At 45.1% G+C, this 16,590-nt stretch carries 15 protein-coding genes; 8 read left to right on the forward strand and 7 right to left on the reverse strand.

Annotation, left to right across the window (positions count from 1 at the left end):
- Positions 1–111 precede the first annotated feature (111 nt).
- The 7 genes from K6T22_RS04055 to K6T22_RS04085 all read left to right on the forward strand — a co-directional run bounded on the left by K6T22_RS04055 (position 112) and on the right by K6T22_RS04085 (position 8,484).
- On the forward strand, positions 112–489 hold the full coding sequence (locus K6T22_RS04055) for a response regulator (protein WP_023467390.1): 378 nt from the start codon (positions 112–114) through the stop codon (positions 487–489).
- On the forward strand, positions 470–3,013 hold the full coding sequence (locus K6T22_RS04060) for a HAMP domain-containing sensor histidine kinase (RefSeq protein WP_238239030.1): 2,544 nt from the start codon (positions 470–472) through the stop codon (positions 3,011–3,013). The genes K6T22_RS04055 and K6T22_RS04060 overlap by 20 nt, the downstream gene beginning before the upstream one ends.
- A gap of 84 nt (positions 3,014–3,097) precedes the next feature.
- On the forward strand, positions 3,098–3,478 hold the full coding sequence (locus K6T22_RS04065) for a DUF1516 family protein (RefSeq protein WP_023467392.1): 381 nt from the start codon (positions 3,098–3,100) through the stop codon (positions 3,476–3,478).
- A gap of 139 nt (positions 3,479–3,617) precedes the next feature.
- Positions 3,618–4,616 carry a class I SAM-dependent methyltransferase gene (locus K6T22_RS04070; protein WP_050677169.1) on the forward strand — a complete coding sequence of 333 codons (999 nt, stop codon included), beginning with the start codon at positions 3,618–3,620 and terminating at the stop codon, positions 4,614–4,616.
- A 106-nt stretch (positions 4,617–4,722) separates the two neighbouring features.
- Positions 4,723–6,213, forward strand: coding sequence for a phytoene desaturase family protein (locus tag K6T22_RS04075; protein ID WP_238239031.1), 1,491 nt, complete (start codon positions 4,723–4,725; stop codon positions 6,211–6,213).
- Complete coding sequence (locus K6T22_RS04080) at positions 6,210–7,691, forward strand: phytoene desaturase family protein (protein ID WP_238239033.1); 1,482 nt, start codon at positions 6,210–6,212, stop codon at positions 7,689–7,691. Before K6T22_RS04075 ends, K6T22_RS04080 begins: the two co-directional genes overlap by 4 nt.
- The gene (locus K6T22_RS04085; RefSeq protein ID WP_238239035.1) at positions 7,651–8,484 is read left to right on the forward strand and encodes a phytoene/squalene synthase family protein; all 834 of its coding nucleotides are present in this window, start codon (positions 7,651–7,653) and stop codon (positions 8,482–8,484) included. The genes K6T22_RS04080 and K6T22_RS04085 overlap by 41 nt, the downstream gene beginning before the upstream one ends.
- Positions 8,485–8,905: 421 nt before the next feature.
- Here K6T22_RS04085 and K6T22_RS04090 read toward each other — a convergent pair whose 3' ends face one another.
- From K6T22_RS04090 to K6T22_RS04120, 7 genes are all read right to left on the reverse strand, one after another.
- The gene (locus tag K6T22_RS04090) at positions 8,906–10,378 is read right to left on the reverse strand and encodes a phytoene desaturase family protein (RefSeq protein ID WP_238239037.1); all 1,473 of its coding nucleotides are present in this window, start codon (positions 10,376–10,378) and stop codon (positions 8,906–8,908) included.
- 15 nt (positions 10,379–10,393) lie between these two features.
- Positions 10,394–11,470, reverse strand: coding sequence for a glycosyltransferase family 2 protein (locus tag K6T22_RS04095; RefSeq protein WP_238239038.1), 1,077 nt, complete (start codon positions 11,468–11,470; stop codon positions 10,394–10,396).
- On the reverse strand, positions 11,467–12,168 hold the full coding sequence (locus K6T22_RS04100) for a lysophospholipid acyltransferase family protein (RefSeq protein WP_238239040.1): 702 nt from the start codon (positions 12,166–12,168) through the stop codon (positions 11,467–11,469). The genes K6T22_RS04095 and K6T22_RS04100 overlap by 4 nt, the downstream gene beginning before the upstream one ends.
- Complete coding sequence (locus tag K6T22_RS04105; protein ID WP_238239042.1) at positions 12,137–12,892, reverse strand: carotenoid biosynthesis protein; 756 nt, start codon at positions 12,890–12,892, stop codon at positions 12,137–12,139. The genes K6T22_RS04100 and K6T22_RS04105 overlap by 32 nt, the downstream gene beginning before the upstream one ends.
- Before the next feature lie 136 nt (positions 12,893–13,028).
- Positions 13,029–13,775, reverse strand: a complete 747-nt coding sequence (gene pssA / locus K6T22_RS04110; protein ID WP_200904889.1) for a CDP-diacylglycerol--serine O-phosphatidyltransferase — start codon at positions 13,773–13,775, stop codon at positions 13,029–13,031.
- A gap of 21 nt (positions 13,776–13,796) precedes the next feature.
- Positions 13,797–14,264 (reverse strand): aminoacyl-tRNA deacylase, encoded by a 468-nt coding sequence (locus K6T22_RS04115; RefSeq protein ID WP_238239043.1) that lies wholly within the window; start codon positions 14,262–14,264, stop codon positions 13,797–13,799.
- Complete coding sequence (locus tag K6T22_RS04120) at positions 14,224–15,606, reverse strand: MATE family efflux transporter (RefSeq protein WP_238239045.1); 1,383 nt, start codon at positions 15,604–15,606, stop codon at positions 14,224–14,226. The genes K6T22_RS04115 and K6T22_RS04120 overlap by 41 nt, the downstream gene beginning before the upstream one ends.
- Positions 15,607–15,799: 193 nt before the next feature.
- Between K6T22_RS04120 and K6T22_RS04125 the strand changes: the two genes are divergently transcribed.
- Complete coding sequence (locus tag K6T22_RS04125) at positions 15,800–16,573, forward strand: enoyl-CoA hydratase/isomerase family protein (protein ID WP_238239046.1); 774 nt, start codon at positions 15,800–15,802, stop codon at positions 16,571–16,573.
- Positions 16,574–16,590: the final 17 nt, after the last annotated feature.

Below are 16,590 nucleotides of genomic sequence, written 5' to 3' on the forward strand. Positions count from 1 at the left end.
GGAGGTAAAATCAGTTTATAGAGTGATTTCCGTTTCTTATTGTGAAGGAACTGTGTAAAATAAAGAAGATATGTCACTTTGATGGTGGATAATTTTGGGAGGTTTTAATAGATGGCACGCATTTTATTAGCGGAAGACGAAGATGTCTTACGAATGTTGGTACTCGATACACTAGAAGATGAAGGATATACGATTGATGAAGCGACTGACGGAGACGAGGCGTATCAAAAGATCATGAACGCAGAGTACGACCTCGTTTTGCTCGATTATATGATGCCTGGGATGACAGGAATTGAAGTCATCGAGAAAGTGCGACAACATCCGGATAAGCAACATTTGAAAATCATGATGCTGACGGCTAAGAGCCAACAATCAGATCGAGAACGGGCAGAAGAAATTGGTGCGAACTATTTCTTCTCAAAGCCATTTAGTCCTCTAGAACTGATTGATGTCGTGGGAGGAATACTGAGTGATCACCAAGTGGATTAATCGAAAAATCGGACGCCAACTCATGGCATCCTTTTATGTCGTATTAGCTACATTGATGATTTCATCATTGATCGTCTACAACTATACCGATACGAAATTGCAGGCGACACGAGCGAAATTAGAAGATATTCGTGATCGAAGTGCACGTGCCGGTGCTTTATGGGAAGAATGGCAGGATGTCCAGTTCAACATGCGTGGATACGCCTTGATGGGAAATGGAGAATTGTACAATCAAGTCATGGCCCAACAAGACAAGATTGATCAACAGACAGAATGGTTCGAAAAAAATGCTATCTACGATCAAGGAAAGGCATTCGCCCAGTCCTCGAGAGAATTGTATGAGTATTATTTCGATGCTATCTTGCCGCTGATTCAATCCTATGTCCAAGCGAAAGAGTCAGGAGACGTCACAGAATCCTTCTTAAAAGGAACAACGCTTGCTGATTTACCGCTCGGTCAGCAATTATTAGCTGAAGGTCAGATTCAGTTAGATGCTCAAGGAAATATTGATGTACTGTCAGAAATCAATAAAAGTGAGTTAGCGCTTGGTGGCTATCGTGAATTTTTAGAAGATTGGGCACAGCGGACGAGTGACCAGTTGGAGCGAGAAATCCGGACAACGCAGCTGATTTGGTTAGCGAACATCGTCGTTTTGCTTGCCGTCTTGATTTTCTTTATCTATCCGTTCATTCGCCGGATTACGATGGAGTTGCTATCTCTCGTCAAAAATAGTCAACGACTTGCAAATGGTGAGGATGTTTCGAGCGTAAAGGTGCCAAATCGTAAAGATGAAATCGGTATTCTCGCGTTATCCTTTAATCAAATGGCAAGTTCAATTTCTGAGAACAAACAACACTTATTAGCGAAAAATGAAGAATTACAGGCACAACAGGAAGAACTACAGGCCCAGCAAGAAGAACTTCAAGCCCAGCAAGAAGAGCTCGAAGAAGCACTCGAGCTGACGATGCGCAATGAGCAACATCTCCAGTATCGTAATGATTTGACGGAGACATTAGCGGCACGTGAATCGTTGACCGCCTATCCTGAAATCATCGAGAAGCTCGTTACGATCACGGATTCGGAGATCGGTGCATTAGTGTTCGTGGATGAAGAAGATAGTTATTCTGTCGTCACTTACGGGATGACGGATGAACTGGCAGAGCAGTTGCTCCAAAATGATGCGTCACTGCTAAAACGAGCCGAATCGCTTAAGACACCAGTTCATTCTTCTAAACAAGTCGCAAGCAATCATCCATTACCGTATCCGTACTATATGTACGAAACGGCTGTGCCGATTCTCGATCCAACGGCAGATGATATCATCGCGTACATCTACTTAGTTCGTTACCGCGATCAGTTCACGAACGAACAGATGCGTGATGTCATGTCCTTCTCCCGTCAATTATCGCTATCGCTTCTACGGATGCGATTGTTTGACGAGATGACGAAAGAAAAGGCGAAGACGGAGCGAATTCTCGATTCGATTCGAGAGGCCGTCATCTATCTTGAACCGGGTAAAGAAGAGGTCTTCGTCAATCGACCATTATACGACTTATTCCCGGAATTACGCTTTGGTGTTCAAACTGAACAGGAGACATTGCAAACGTGCTTAGAAGTCATTCGATCCGTCGTCGATGAACCGGAAGTCTTCAGTCGATACGTTGATTCAGTTCTGCGTGGAGAATTACCGACGGATAGTTTACAGTTTTCGATTCGAAACGAAACGGTATTCATTCAATTTTATGTCGAGGTGATCCAGATCCATCACGTGCATAAAGGAACGATGCTCGTCATGCGTGATGTGACGAAAGAGACGGAAATGGATCGCTTAAAATCAGAACTTGTTTCAACCGTATCGCATGAACTTCGGACACCACTCTCCTCGATTTACGGTTTTACAGAGCTCATGCTCAATCGAGATATCGAAGAGTCGCGCCAAGACCGATATTTACGAACGATTCATTCTGAGACGGAACGTCTTGCGAATCTCGTCAACGATTTCTTAGACGTTCAGCGCATGGAGTCAGGGACACAATCATATAAAAAAGCATCCGTGAACATCTATACGATTGCTGAAGAAACGACACAGTTTTATGCAGCTTCGACACAGGCCCATCAGATTACATTCCGTCACGAGGGAAATCAGTTACCTATCATTGAAGCAGATGAAGAAAAAATTAGACAGTTGCTCAATAATTTATTGAATAATGCGGTGAAATATTCACCATCTGGCGGTGCGATCGATGTCGTACTGACGACATCACTTGATCAAGTCATTCTTCAAGTTCGAGATGAGGGAATCGGGATTCCAGAACAATCGCTCAGTCGTCTTTTTGAAAAATTCTACCGCGTTGATAATTCGGATAGTCGGAAGATTGGTGGTACCGGTCTAGGTCTAGCCATCTGTAAGGAAATCGTCACCGGTCATGGTGGAGACATTCACGTGGAATCGGTCGTCAGGGAAGGTAGTCTCTTCACTGTCAAATTTCCACTTGTCCAGTCTACACATGTGACAATCTCCTGAAAAAACCATATATCAACAAAATAAGACTAGGTGTTCGTCCTAAAATCAGATACGATGAAATAGGAAAAGAAAGGAGGAAATGAAATGCCAATCACAGCATTCGTTCACACACACGTCTTACTTTGGGTACTTTTATTGGTTACGTTCTTCGTCGCATTTTCAATGTACAAGAACAACAAGAAAGCCGCAAAAGGCATTCATATGGCGTTCCGTCTTTTGCTTTTATTGACGTTCGCAACAGGTCTTTATCTGTACATCAAAATCATGGGGATGTCTGAAAATCCAGACCCACTCTACCATGCGAAGATCACACTCGGATTATTGTCGCTCATTTTCGGAGAGTTGACACTCGTTCGGCTTAAAAAAGGAAAAGCCTATTCCGGTTTCGTCATCGGATTCATCGTGCTCGTCCTCGTTACCGTATTCCTCGGTTATTCACTCCCATACGGCATGAAATTCTTCTAAGTTCATGCGAAATCAAAGAGTCCTTTTCGACCTCATAGGTGGAAAGGACTCTTTTTGTCATGTCTGTTAGTAATTTTTGTTTACAAGTGGTTGTTATTTGGGAAAAGGGATGTATTACACAGTAGAGAGGGGAACGCTTGTGGCACAGTTGAAGGAATGGACGAAAGTTTTTCGGGCACGAAAATGGATGAAACGTGCAGAACCGGTGTTACCACTTTGGCATGGATATATCGGTTATAAATATGGATTATTCGATGCTCTTCAAACGGGAGCGACACAAGCAGAGGCACAGCTACGGATGCAACGTCCGCTGACACAGGAAGCGTTATCCCGATGGTTCGAAGTCGGCGTCGCAGTCGGTCACTTGAAGAAAAAAGATTTGCGCTATACGGCGACGCGCCATGTTCTCCCAGAACTCTCTCAATCAGACGACCGTAGTATCGGATTTATGTTGTCCGAAATGATGGAGTTACATTTACCAGCGCTATTCTCTTATCCTCAGTTTTTAGAAGAGGGACAACAGAAGACTTTTAATGGAGAGGAACATGGAGACATCGTAGCTGAAACTTCAGCTCTTGTTGAAACGGTCGCTTTCCCAGCCGTACGCCATATCATTCGGAGTCGTAATCTAACATCACTTCTCGACATCGGTTGCGCTTACGGTGGATATCTCCGCAAAATTCATGAGGCATTGCCTGACTTGCGACTTGCCGGAATTGATATCGAAGAGTCAGTCATTGCGGAAGCGAAGCGACGCGATACAAGTGGTGAAATCGATTTCGTAGTCGGGGATATTAAAACATTCGATGTCAAAGAGACCTATGACGGCGTCATGATGAATAATATTTTGTACTACTTCCCGCAACCGGAACGTCTTGCGCTACTAGAAGGAGTACGTCGTTTCGTCAAGGATGATGGAACAGTCATTCTCGTTACACCATTACGAGACAGTTCACATGGCGCACCATTCTCGGCAGCATTTAATGCATTTATGACGTTGCATGAGAATTTGTATCCGTTACCGAGTAAGGAAGAATTGAAAGAGGATTTATCGAAAGCTGGGTTTGAAAACATTTCGATCACACCGTTCCTAAAAGAAGGTGCCTGGTATATCGTCACTGCAAACGCCACTTCCTAAGCGAAGTCTGGCGTTTTTACAGTTAGAAGACAGTTTAAATTTGTCGCTTTTACTATGTGCTTAGTATAATAGTTGAAACGATGAGAGATAAAAAGGAGAGATTTGGGTGAAGCGACGCGTAGCAGTGATAGGTGCAGGACCTGGGGGACTTGCATGTGCCTTGTTATTAGCAGGAAAAGGAGTAGACGTCACCGTTTACGAAAAACAAACGCAAGTCGGTGGACGAACTTCTGCCGTCAAGCTAGGTGACTACACGTTTGATCGAGGACCAACATTCCTTAATATGCCGCATATTTTAGAAAATGTTTTTCGAGAAGCTGGTCTTCGGTTAGAAGACTATCTAGATCTAAAGGCACTTGATCCAATGTATACGCTCTATTTTAAAGGCGGGACGGAGCATTTCACGATGACGACGGACCGGGACCGGATGAAAGAGACGATTGAGCAACACTTTCCTGGAAACGGAGAGGGGTACGATCGATTCATGGCAGAGCAAGCGCTTAAGCTTGGCAAACTGATGCCGATTTTACAAACACGTCACGATCGACTGACGGATTACTTATCACCGCGTGTCTTAACGGCGCTTCCGCGTCTTTCACTCGGACGATCGCTCTATGACGTGTTATCCGATTACTTCACGAGCGAAGAACTGAAGTATGCCTTCACGTTCCAAGCGAAGTATTTAGGGATGTCAGCTTGGGAATGTCCGGGTGGTTTTTCTATCTTGTCTTACATGGAACATGCTTACGGCGTCCACCATCCGATTGGTGGGATGCATCAAGTACCGCTTGCGATGCAACGCGCGATTGAAGAGCTCGGTGGAACCGTACAGTTAGGTGCGGGTATCAAACAATTGATCTTAAACGGGAAAGCCGTCGAAGGGGTCATCCTCGAGTCAGGTCAGCATGAGTTATTCGATGAAGTCATCATCGGCGCTGATTTTGCACATGCGATGAATCATCTTGTGCCGGAAGGTGTGTTGAAAAAATGGTCCCGACCAAAAATTGATCGTAAAAAATTCTCGTGTTCGACGTTCATGTTATACCTTGGCGTCAACCGAACGTTCGATGCACCGCATCATACAATTTACTTCGCAGAAGATTATGAGAAAAACGTTCGTGAGATGACACAGACTTTAGAATTATCGGATGATTTTTCATTCTATGTTCAAAATCCATCCGTCCTTGACCCGACGCTAGCACCTGAAGGCAAGTCTGCTATGTACGTCTTAGTGCCAGTGCCGAACAATTACTCCGAACTCGATTGGTCGATCGAAGGACCAAAACTACGCCGTCGTGTCCTTGACGCACTTGAGACGCGTTCGCCGTATCAAGGGATTGAGGCGGCGATCGAAGTCGAAGAGATGTTCACACCGGATGACTGGGAAGCGATGGGGATTCATCAAGGGGCAACATTTAATCTCGGTCATCAGTTAACGCAAATGATGTATTTCCGACCGCACAACAAGTTCGAAGAGCTCGATCACTTGTATCTGGTCGGAGGAGGCACACATCCGGGGAGCGGCTTACCGACGATTTTCGAATCCGCTCGTATCACAGCAGAACTCGTGCTCAAAAAAGAAGGGGTGCGGACATGAAGATAGGATTCGTAGGAGCGGGTGTTGGAACGTTGCATGCAGCACTTTTGCTGACGTCACGACACCCTGGAGTGGAGATTACGATTTTTGAAAAAGAATCACGCGTCGGTGGACGATTACAATCCGTCGATTTTGAATCGGGTGGACGAATCGATGAAGGACCGACGATCGTCTTAATGCCAGGTAAGTTAAAAGAGCAATTGGCAGAAGCAGGTGTGACAGGAGTAGAACTTGAGCGGGTCGATCCACTATATGATCTTCATTTTGACGATGGTACCGTTGTTACGAAAGTAGCCGATATCGTGGATCAAGCGATCGCGATTGAACGTCAATTCGGTGAAGGTCGTGGATTTTATGAATTCATGCATCAAAAAGAAAAGGATTATGAGACGAGTGTATCGAAATTTTTAGAACGCGGATATCATCGTAAAACGGAGTTGTTGCATCCAGAAATGATGCGTCCATTATTACAGATGCATGCTTTAGAGACTGCACATGAACATTTGAAGCGTTATTTCAAAAGTAAATATTTACGGATGGCATATAGCTTCCCGACATTCTATATCGGTGGGAACCCCTATACGACACCATCAATCTATGGTTTAATTCCGTACCGGGAACAAGCAGAAGGTGTCTGGTATGTAAAAGGCGGCTATTTTTCGCTTGCTGAGCGTATGCGTGACACGTTGATCGAGCGCGGTGTTCGATTCGTGTTTGAAGCACCAGTCGAACGAATCGTCGTCGATCGAGGACAGGCAAAGGAAATCGTCTTACAAAATGGGACGCATGAAGCATTCGATCAAATCGTACTAAACGGTGAGTTTCCATTGATGGAACGTCTTGTGGAAGGTAAAAAACCAAAAACGTATGCTCCTTCAGGCGGAACGCTATTGCTGTATTTCAAAATGAAGGGGAAAGTCGATTTACCGGTGCATCGATTCTTGATGCCAAATGATTTAGAACCCCTCATGACAAACATCTTTAAAAAAGGACGTTTACCAGATCATCCGGCAGTATACCTATTCCATCCGAGTCAGATTGACTCTAGTTTGACAGGGACTGAGGATAGCGTCGTCTACTCATTGATACCTTCTCCGCGTGGTTACGGTGTAGAAGATTATGAAAATGTTGGCTTCATCGAGACTGTACTTGAAAAAATTGAGCATCATCATCCGGGATTCCGGGAAAAGATACAAGAAATGAAAATTCGTACACCGAATGATGCGCAGGCCTTTGGATTATACCAAGGAGGTAGTTTTGGGATTGCTCCGACGATTCGTCAATCGGCTGCCTTAAAGACACAAGCAAAACCGTATCCTGATATTGATCGACTGTATGCCGTTGGTGCATCGGTACACCCGTGTGGAGGGGTACCAGTCGTCATGATGGGCGCAACGATACTCGTAGACCGAATGGAACAAGAGATGGGGTGGAAACATGAATTCAGTGACGATCCAGAACGCGTATATCAAATGTGAGGAAGTCATTCAGTCCGGATCTAAGACGTTCTATAAAGCCTTTTCACTCTTACCAAAAGCAGATCGACAAGCGGTTTATGCCATCTATACATTTTGCCGATTCCTCGACGATACCGTCGATGAATCGGAGACACCAAAAGAAAGCTTGATGGCTTTCTTAGATGAATTCAAACGTTTCCGTGATGGAGAAGTACTCGATAAGCCATTGTGGATCGCGTTAGCAGATGTGTTTGAACGCTATGAAATGGATGAGACGCCGTTCCTCGAACTTGCGGAAGGCATGCGTTGGGATATCGAGAAGAATCGCTATCAGACGCTCGAAGAGACGGAGCAATACAGCTATTACGTAGCGAGTACCGTCGGTTTGATGTTATTACCGATTCTTGCGCCGCAACAACCAGATCTTCGAAAATCTGCGATTGATCTTGGAATTGCGATGCAACTGACGAATATTTTACGTGATGTCGGTGAAGATGCCAAACGTGGTCGTATCTACTTACCACATTCTTGGATGGAAACGTACGGTGTCACATCGGAATCGTTACTCGCGGGTCATCCTTCGGGAGACTTCATTGGACTCTGGGAAGAGGTCGCACTTCGAGCGGAGCATCTGTACGATGCTGCGATTCCATCGTTTGAACGATATCCACGTGAGAGCCGGCGTGCTTTAAAAGCTGCTGCATTCCTATATCGCGGCATTCTTGATGCAGCGCGGGACAATCACTATGATGTCTTTACGAAACGTGCTTATGTCAGCCGTTGGCAAAAAATGAAGTTACTCGCAACGATTTAATATCAGACCATAGAAAAAAGACCTCGGCGGGGACCAAGGTCTTTTTTCTATGGTCTGAGACCGGGGAGTCTCAGATTACTTCTACACCAGAGCGAACATCTAGACTACGAGATAGGTCTGTTTCGACCACGGGGATGGTCTTTTCTTTATCGAGCTATCTGTGGTCCATTCGGATGAGACGATCTAAGGGGGAACGTCGTAAGTCATGCGAATGGACACACGATGAGTCACGTGATGAAATGGGTGGGTCCCATTTGATTCCGCTGGTTAGAAAAAGTAAGTTCTTAAACGCTCTTGACTCGGGGAAGTCACCTTGCGCTTGATTGAGGATGTGGGGTCAATCACTACCTCTTGAACTCGAAGTAATCGTATCAAATCTTAGTTGTCCGTACAAGTGATTGATATGCAATTCACATAACGTTCACAGGGTAGCAGCGACAGCAGATACAATTCGTTCACTTGCTAGTTTTCCTGAAAGCGTCACCATTGGGCTACCGCCACCAGGATGCGTCGATCCACCGGCAAAAAACAAATTGTGTACATTCTTTGAACGGTTGCTAGGACGGAGGAAAGACGAGCGTATGCCATTGGAAGACAAGCCATATAAAGAACCGTGATAAGCAAAGAAGGTTTGTTCGATATCCTGTGGTGTGACACGTTGTTCGAAGACGACATCAGACGAAATATCAATTCCAAATGACTGGAGTCGTTGATTGATGAGTTGGTCATACGTATCAAAATCAATCGCATTTCCAGTATCCGTTGCCGGCGCATTGACGAGTACGAATAAATTGTCACCCGCTTGTCCCATTTCCGGTGCTGTAACAGAAGAATTTGAAATATAGATCGTCGGTTCCTCCGCGTAACGTTTTTCATCAAATAGTGCCTTGAACTCTGCTTCATAATCAGAAGAGAAGAAGACGTTATGATGGGCGAGTCCTTCGATACGCCGCGAAAGACCAATACAGCGGACGTAAGCAGAAATCGAAGGTTCGACTTGTGCAGGTGTTGGGTTTTTAAAGTCCGGTCGTACGGTTTCTGAGATGAGACGCGGATATTGTGTCAACAAATCACCATTCATGACGACAAAATCAACAGGTAGATACTCTAAATGATTCAATTCAATTTCCGTTGCTTGTCCATCGACGACTTCGATCTGCGTCACCTCATCTCCGAGTCGGAAGACGACGCCGAGTTCTTTTGCACGTCGGGCGAACCCTTCTGCGATTGCTGTATTGCCGCCGTTCGTGAAATAAACACCATCGTTCAGCTCTAAATGAGCGATTAAACTGAAAGTAGCTGGCGTTTGATATGGACTACTACCGATATACGTAGCGTAACGATCAAGGGCTTGAATCAACCCTTTGTCCCTAAAATAATGTTTATGAAGGCTATGGAGACTCTGAAATGGATGCACTTTCAACATGTCTCGCCAAAGAGAAGGGCGGACAAACGAATCGATATTCGTAAAGAATTGTCGTTTCGCGATCGTATGCAACTTTGACACTTCCTCTTGATAACCTGTAATATCGTTTTTCGCCAACTGACCGTTTGTAAAGCGATCTACTTCCGTTCGCATCGCTTCGCGTCCAGACGAAAAAGTTAAGGTGCGTCCGTCTGAAAAGTGATTGACCGTATGGCGCTCGAGTTTCGTAAACGTAAAGTATTCATCGGGATCCGCGCCAGATTCGAGGATGACCGACTGAAAGACTTCCGGCATTGTAATCGTGTTCGGACCAAAATCGAACCGGTGTCCTTCCGTAACGATTGGCATCATCTTGCCACCAATATGTGTATTGCGCTCGATGACCGTAACGCGGAACCCTTTTGCTGCTAATGAAATGGCAGCACTGAGCCCACCGAGACCGGCTCCGATGACAGCGATATGTTTCATGGTACTGATTCCTCCTTATGAATAGGTCCTACCCTTCCAAGTGATTTCCCGTTTCCTGAAGCTTCGAATCATCGCACTTGCTAACAAGACGACATACAGGAGTGTCGCCAGCGGATGGAGCCACCAAACATGTCGAATCCGCGCAGCAAGATCAATCCGGAATCGAGCTAAGTAAAGAAGGATCAGTGCGCCACCCATCTGCCAGGAAGGTTGAAGGATCAGATAAGGTAGAACACTTGCTTGAACTAGGTAAAAAAGTAGAAAGTATAATCCGACGACGTAAGAATCGTTCATTCCACGAAAGACATTCTTTAAAAAACCTTGCCAGACTTCTTCGTTCGTTGCGTACATATCACAAGAGACTGCTGGAGCCACTTCAACGAGCGTCGTCGTCAATCCGTGTCGTTTAAACGTACGACAAAGTTCCAAGTCGTCAACGAGAGCGGATTGAATACTTTCATGTCCACCGACTTGTTCATACGCCTGTCGCTCGACGAGGACGACCATTCCGTTAGCAGCAGCAAACGCTGGATGTTTCACCTTGCGAAAAGGAATCGGGAGATGCTGTGCAATGAGAACATGTTGCATCGGAATCAGACATTTCCCGAGAAACGTCGGTACAGGAAATGATGGGAAACCGGAAAGAAACACAGCTCGTTCTGCTCGTAATGTTCCGTACAATCGACGAATCGCATCAGGTTTTAAAGTAACGTCCGCATCAAGAAATAACAGATGATCTTCCGTCGTTCGTTGCGCAAGCTGATGGCACGCATGAACCTTTCCGGCCCAGTCTTCCGGTAAAGGAAGACCGTCAATCATCGTAAAACGGTCGTCTTGACCAATTCGTTCTATCAGTAACTCACGTGTTCGATCGGTCGATCGGTCTTCATATAAGTAGACGTGCATTCCTTGTGTCAGTGCGGGTTCTAGTGCGTTTAATAATTTTTGTACATTGCGCTCTTCGTTACGTAAGGGGATGCAGATTGCTAGACTATCTGGTTGAACAGGGTCCGCCAATCGTGGTAAGAAAGCTAAATTGACCCATGTATAGAGACAGACAGCTAGAGCGAAGAAAAGAAAGAACCAACTCATGAGCGGAGTGCCCGTAACCAGCGCTCCGTTCGAGCGGGGAGTGGCTCCCTTCGTGTCGTAACACAACGATATAGATCAGTGCGTTCTGCGATTGCATCCGATCGAATGTCGTCGTAAAGGGCAGTTAGCTCAGCTGTCAGACGTTTTGCCTGATCACTCGAGCGTTCGTTAGGCACAGGGTAAAAGCGTCGCGTCCGGATATAGACATCCGGTTGCTGTTCATGTCCATAGGAATAATAAAAGGCGACAAGAGACACGTGATCTGTATGACGCGTTAAATGTGTCGCGCCACTCGCTAAGCGAAGTGGACGTTCCTCTTGATGGCGCTCCTCACCTTGAGGAAACATCCAGACGCTACTACCATTTAGTAGTTGTTCCTTTGCATAATGGAGACTTGTCTTAATATCAGCGAATGATGTCCGATCAACAGAGAATGCTCCTAAGCGTGAGAAGAATGGAAAGCGAGCAAGTCCCGCCTTATCAATCATGACGTATGGATCCTGGCGGAAACAGGTCTGATCCAAATGGAATAAAATCATGCCATCCCACCAAGAAGCATGGGTGGCAAGCATAAGTCCTGGAAGCGGCAAATCGTCTGCACGATACAAAACACGATGAAAGTGACGACGGATCAAGGCGTGATTCACATACGTATGAAATACGGACTCAGCTAATTTGCTTTTGTTTGCTTCTTTCAACGATAACCCCTCGTTTCACAATGAAATAGATGATGAATGCACTTAAGCTGATCAAAGTGACGCCATAGAGACCGGCAACCCCTGCCGTTACACCAAATAAAGTGTGTAACATCAAGAAAAGATATTGGTTGTTTTGCTCGAGTGCGGCGTCCGTCGCTCTTACTTGATAACGATGGATGAAAATTGAAAAAACGAGCGCTGTTCCGTACCACCCGAAGAAGTTTTGAGTCGGAATATCGTAATACCAGCCACCGTCTTGCCAGAGCCAATACGACTTGACATTGGCAGCGACGGGGTCGATCGCTAAATCGAGCCAGACGGCAAATAACGGTACGAGAATCAGCGTACTATAACGAAACGAGAACAGTCGAGAGAAGGCGAGACTCGCCCCCATGACAGAAAGCCATGCTGCGCCGATCGTAATCGGTACACCGAGTAATTGAACCCCAAAATCAGACTCATAACGATACGTTCCGAACGGCCAACCGGTATGAACACCAATCGATTCGATGATGATCGAACCAAAGAAGATGAATGGGATGACGAGACGTCCTTTTGGTAAGACGTGCCAAAAGTAGAGTGCTGCGTATAAGCCGGAAGCAAATAGAAAGACGGCATTTGCCCATTCGAGCCAAGGGGGCAGTAAAGAAAAACCGACTAGGATCAAACCGATGGTGAACCAGATCGAGAAAAAAATCCAAAGACGTTTATGAAACTGTTCCATGCGTGACATTCCTCCATTTCAAAGATAGCTTCTGTCATAAGTATACCCATATATCTTAAAAACGAGCGAGGCAGAAGCGGTCTAATTAAAAAAGTGGTCTAGCTTCTCATGAGAGGAACTAGACCACTTGAAATCATCATCCGTTTGAATGTTGTTTTTGTTTCTTCTTTTTAATGAAAGAGAAGAGAAGAAACGCGATATACAACGGAACAGCAACGAACCAAAACGTTGACCACTCATTGTTACGGGCAATCATGACGTACGTTACGTACAGTAGCGTAAATGTAATGACGAATGTATGACGTGGAACGGGAATGTCTTTGAAGCTTGGAATCTTAACGCGACTGACCATCAAGAAAGCAAGACCTGTGAAGACGAGTGGTACCATCAAATCATTCATTCGTCCACTGAACAAGGTGACGACGGCAAGAATACCCCCAGCAGCCGTAATCGGTACGCCAGAAAAATAGGCGGAAGCGACATTCGTTGCCGATAAATTAAACCGGGCAAGACGAAAGGCACCGAACAGTGGGAACAAAGCTGAAATCAGTAAACCAATTTCTCCGAATTCATAAAAATACGTATAATAGGCCATCATGGCTGGTGCGACACCAAATGTTACGATATCTGCCAATGAGTCCAGTTCTTTTCCGAAGTCGCCTGCCACACCAAGCATACGAGCTAGACGTCCATCAAGACTATCAAGCATCATCGCAATGACGATCAGTAAGGTGGCATTTTGAAAATCACCTTTTGCTGCCATGACGATAGCTAAAAAACCACAATACAGATTTCCGAACGTAAATAGATTGGGTATTGAATTACGAACACGATCTTTCCACAAAATGATTCCTCCTGCCACTTCATCGATACTACTCATCATATCATAGTTAGGAGGTGGAATTCAGCCGTTCGTAAAGAGAATCCCTTGAGTAAAAGCTAAAAAATCATGAGGGCTCAACCGAACTTGATGTCCACGCTTGCCGGCGGATAGGATGATGAATGATTCATGGGTAGCACGATCCGATAGGAGGACCGGAAAGTTCTTTTTGGCACCGATGGCGGAGACGCCACCTCGAACATAACCAGTCAATCCTTCTAAGTCTTTCATCGGAACGAGTGCGACTTTTTTCGAATGCAATGCTTTAGCCGCTGCTTTTAGAGAGAGTTCTTCTTCCCCCGAAATGACGACGAAGGCATATTTATTTTCGACCATTTTCAAAACAAGGGTTTTAAAAATGGTCGAAAGGGGGTAATTAATCTTTCTAGCGACGGCTTCAGCAGATAAATCTTCGAGATCAACAGGGTAAGTGAGAGATTCAAAGTCAATCTTAGACTGCTTCAGAAGCCTCTCGACGTTCGTTTTGCTCATGTGTTTCTCCTTTGACGAGTGAGTATTGGACCCATTTCCGTCCGTGCCAACGTTTCATGGCGAAAATGCCACGGAACCATTCGTCAGCAGAGAAGGCAATCCAGATTCCGAGTAAACCAAGACCAAAACCGAGACCAAGCGTATAACTTAGGACGACCGCGATTCCCCACATTGATAAAATACCGATCGCGACAGGGAAACGAACATCTCCTGCTGATTTAAGAGTTCCCATCAGTACGATATTCATTGCACGTCCTGGTTCAAGAATGACACTTGCCCAGAGTAGTGGGATACCGATTGCAATGATTTCAGGACTCGATGTGAACACAGATAAAATCGAAGAACCGAATGAAGCAAGAGCAACGGCAGAGATGAAGCTGGCGAAGACTGCGATTTTCAATGTCTTCACAGCACGTCCATATGCTTGTTCAAATTGTTGTGCACCTACCTGACGCGCGACTAGAAGTTGTGTTCCTTGCGCGATCGCAAGCGTAAATAGGAAACAAAGCATCGTGATGTTTGATACGTAGACGCGTGCCGACAATGCCGCTTCACCGATTGTTGCGATGAAGCCAGTGATGATGAGTTGAGAAAACTGATACGAAATCCCTTCACCTGCAGATGGAATTCCGATGTTCATGATCCGTTTCACATCTTCACGGTTGAAATGAATCAAATCTTTTACTGTAAAACGTAAAGAAAGTTTGCGGTAAACGACAAAGAACAAGACAAGGACAGCAATTGTCCGAGCAATGACGATCGACCAAGCGACACCGGCAACACCGAGAACAGGAATGCCGAAAAGTCCAAGAACAGCGATGACGTTACCAAAAGCACTAACAAAATTCATGAGTAGCGTGACGTACATAGCATTTTTAGTGAATCCATGACTCCGGAGAATCGCACCGAGTGTCAATGAGATTGCTTCTAAGAAGAGAAAGAGACCAACAATCTTAATGAACGTTTCGCCATAGACGAGTGTCTCTCCTTCTAATGAGAAAAATCCAAGGAGCTGTCTTCCGAACAACACGACGGTCAGAGAAACGATCAGACCAGTGTACAAATTAATCGCAAAAGCAGAACGAGCCGTTTGACGAGCGTTTTGCGTTTTTTTAGCACCGAGGTACTGACCGATGATGATCGTTGCACCGACCGAGGTGATGTTAAATAGAATAATGAAGATGTTCAAAATTTGATTGGATACACCAACTGCCGCAGCAGCGCTATCTGAGTAATAACTTAAAATCAACGTTGCAATGATCCCGAGGCTCATATGCAATGCGATTTCAATGAATAGTGGCCACGTAATGTGGAATAAGCTTGGTTGCTTGACTGTTTTCATAAATAAATCCCCTTTGTTTCATAAAACGAATAGTGTTTCTTTATCTTTTTGAAACTATACGCCTTCGATTTTCATAATGAAAGAGGCTTTTTTGTCTTTCATTAAAAAAAAAGAGATTTAAAAGGATTTTCATAAAATATCACGAATACATCATAATGAACAATCATTCATTTTTAAAAGGTAGGGGAATCCGATGAAACGAGAAATGACTTATGTCGTCAAGGATCAGGTTGCAACACTCACCCTTGCTCGACCAAAACAACTGAATGCCTTAACCTCGAACTTATTAGAAGAACTCGCAGACGCCTTAGAAGAAGCGAATCAGGATGAGGAAGTACGTGTCATCGTTCTGACAGGGGAAGGACGAGGCTTTTGTGCAGGGCAAGACTTAAAGACGGTTTTACCTGAACTCGATCACGGTGAATATCTCCAGCAGTACTATCATCCGGTCGTTCGTGCGTTAGCTAAATCGAAAAAACCAACAATTGCTGCCATCAATGGTGTGGCAGCAGGTGCTGGTTTATCCTTGACGCTGGCTTGTGATTTTCGCTTAGTCCATGCGGAAGCGAAATTATCACTCGGTTTCATCAATATTGGTCTTGTCCCAGATGCAGGTGCGCCGTATTTCTTGCCTCGTTTAATCGGAGCCGCCAAAGCAACGGAGCTTGCGTTACTCGGGGATACGATTTCAGCAGAAGAAGCCGTTTCGCTCAATCTTGCGACACGAAGCATCGAATCAGAGCAATTTGTAGAAGAGGTCACAGCTTTTGCTCGTCAACTTGCGGATCGTCCGACGAAGGTGATTGGATATATCAAACAACTTCAAGCCGCGAGCTATGAAAATAACTTAGAAGAGATGCTTGCTCAAGAAATCATCTACCAGTCACGTGCAGGAAAGACAGAAGATCATCGTCATGCAGTGGAATCGTTTATTGAAAAAAAGCGTCCTGTTTTTGTCGGTCGATGAACCAATCACATCTATAG

The sequence above is a fragment of the Exiguobacterium acetylicum genome, from assembly GCF_022170825.1.
In the GTDB taxonomy this organism is placed as follows: Bacteria; Bacillota; Bacilli; order Exiguobacteriales; family Exiguobacteriaceae; genus Exiguobacterium_A; species Exiguobacterium_A acetylicum_B.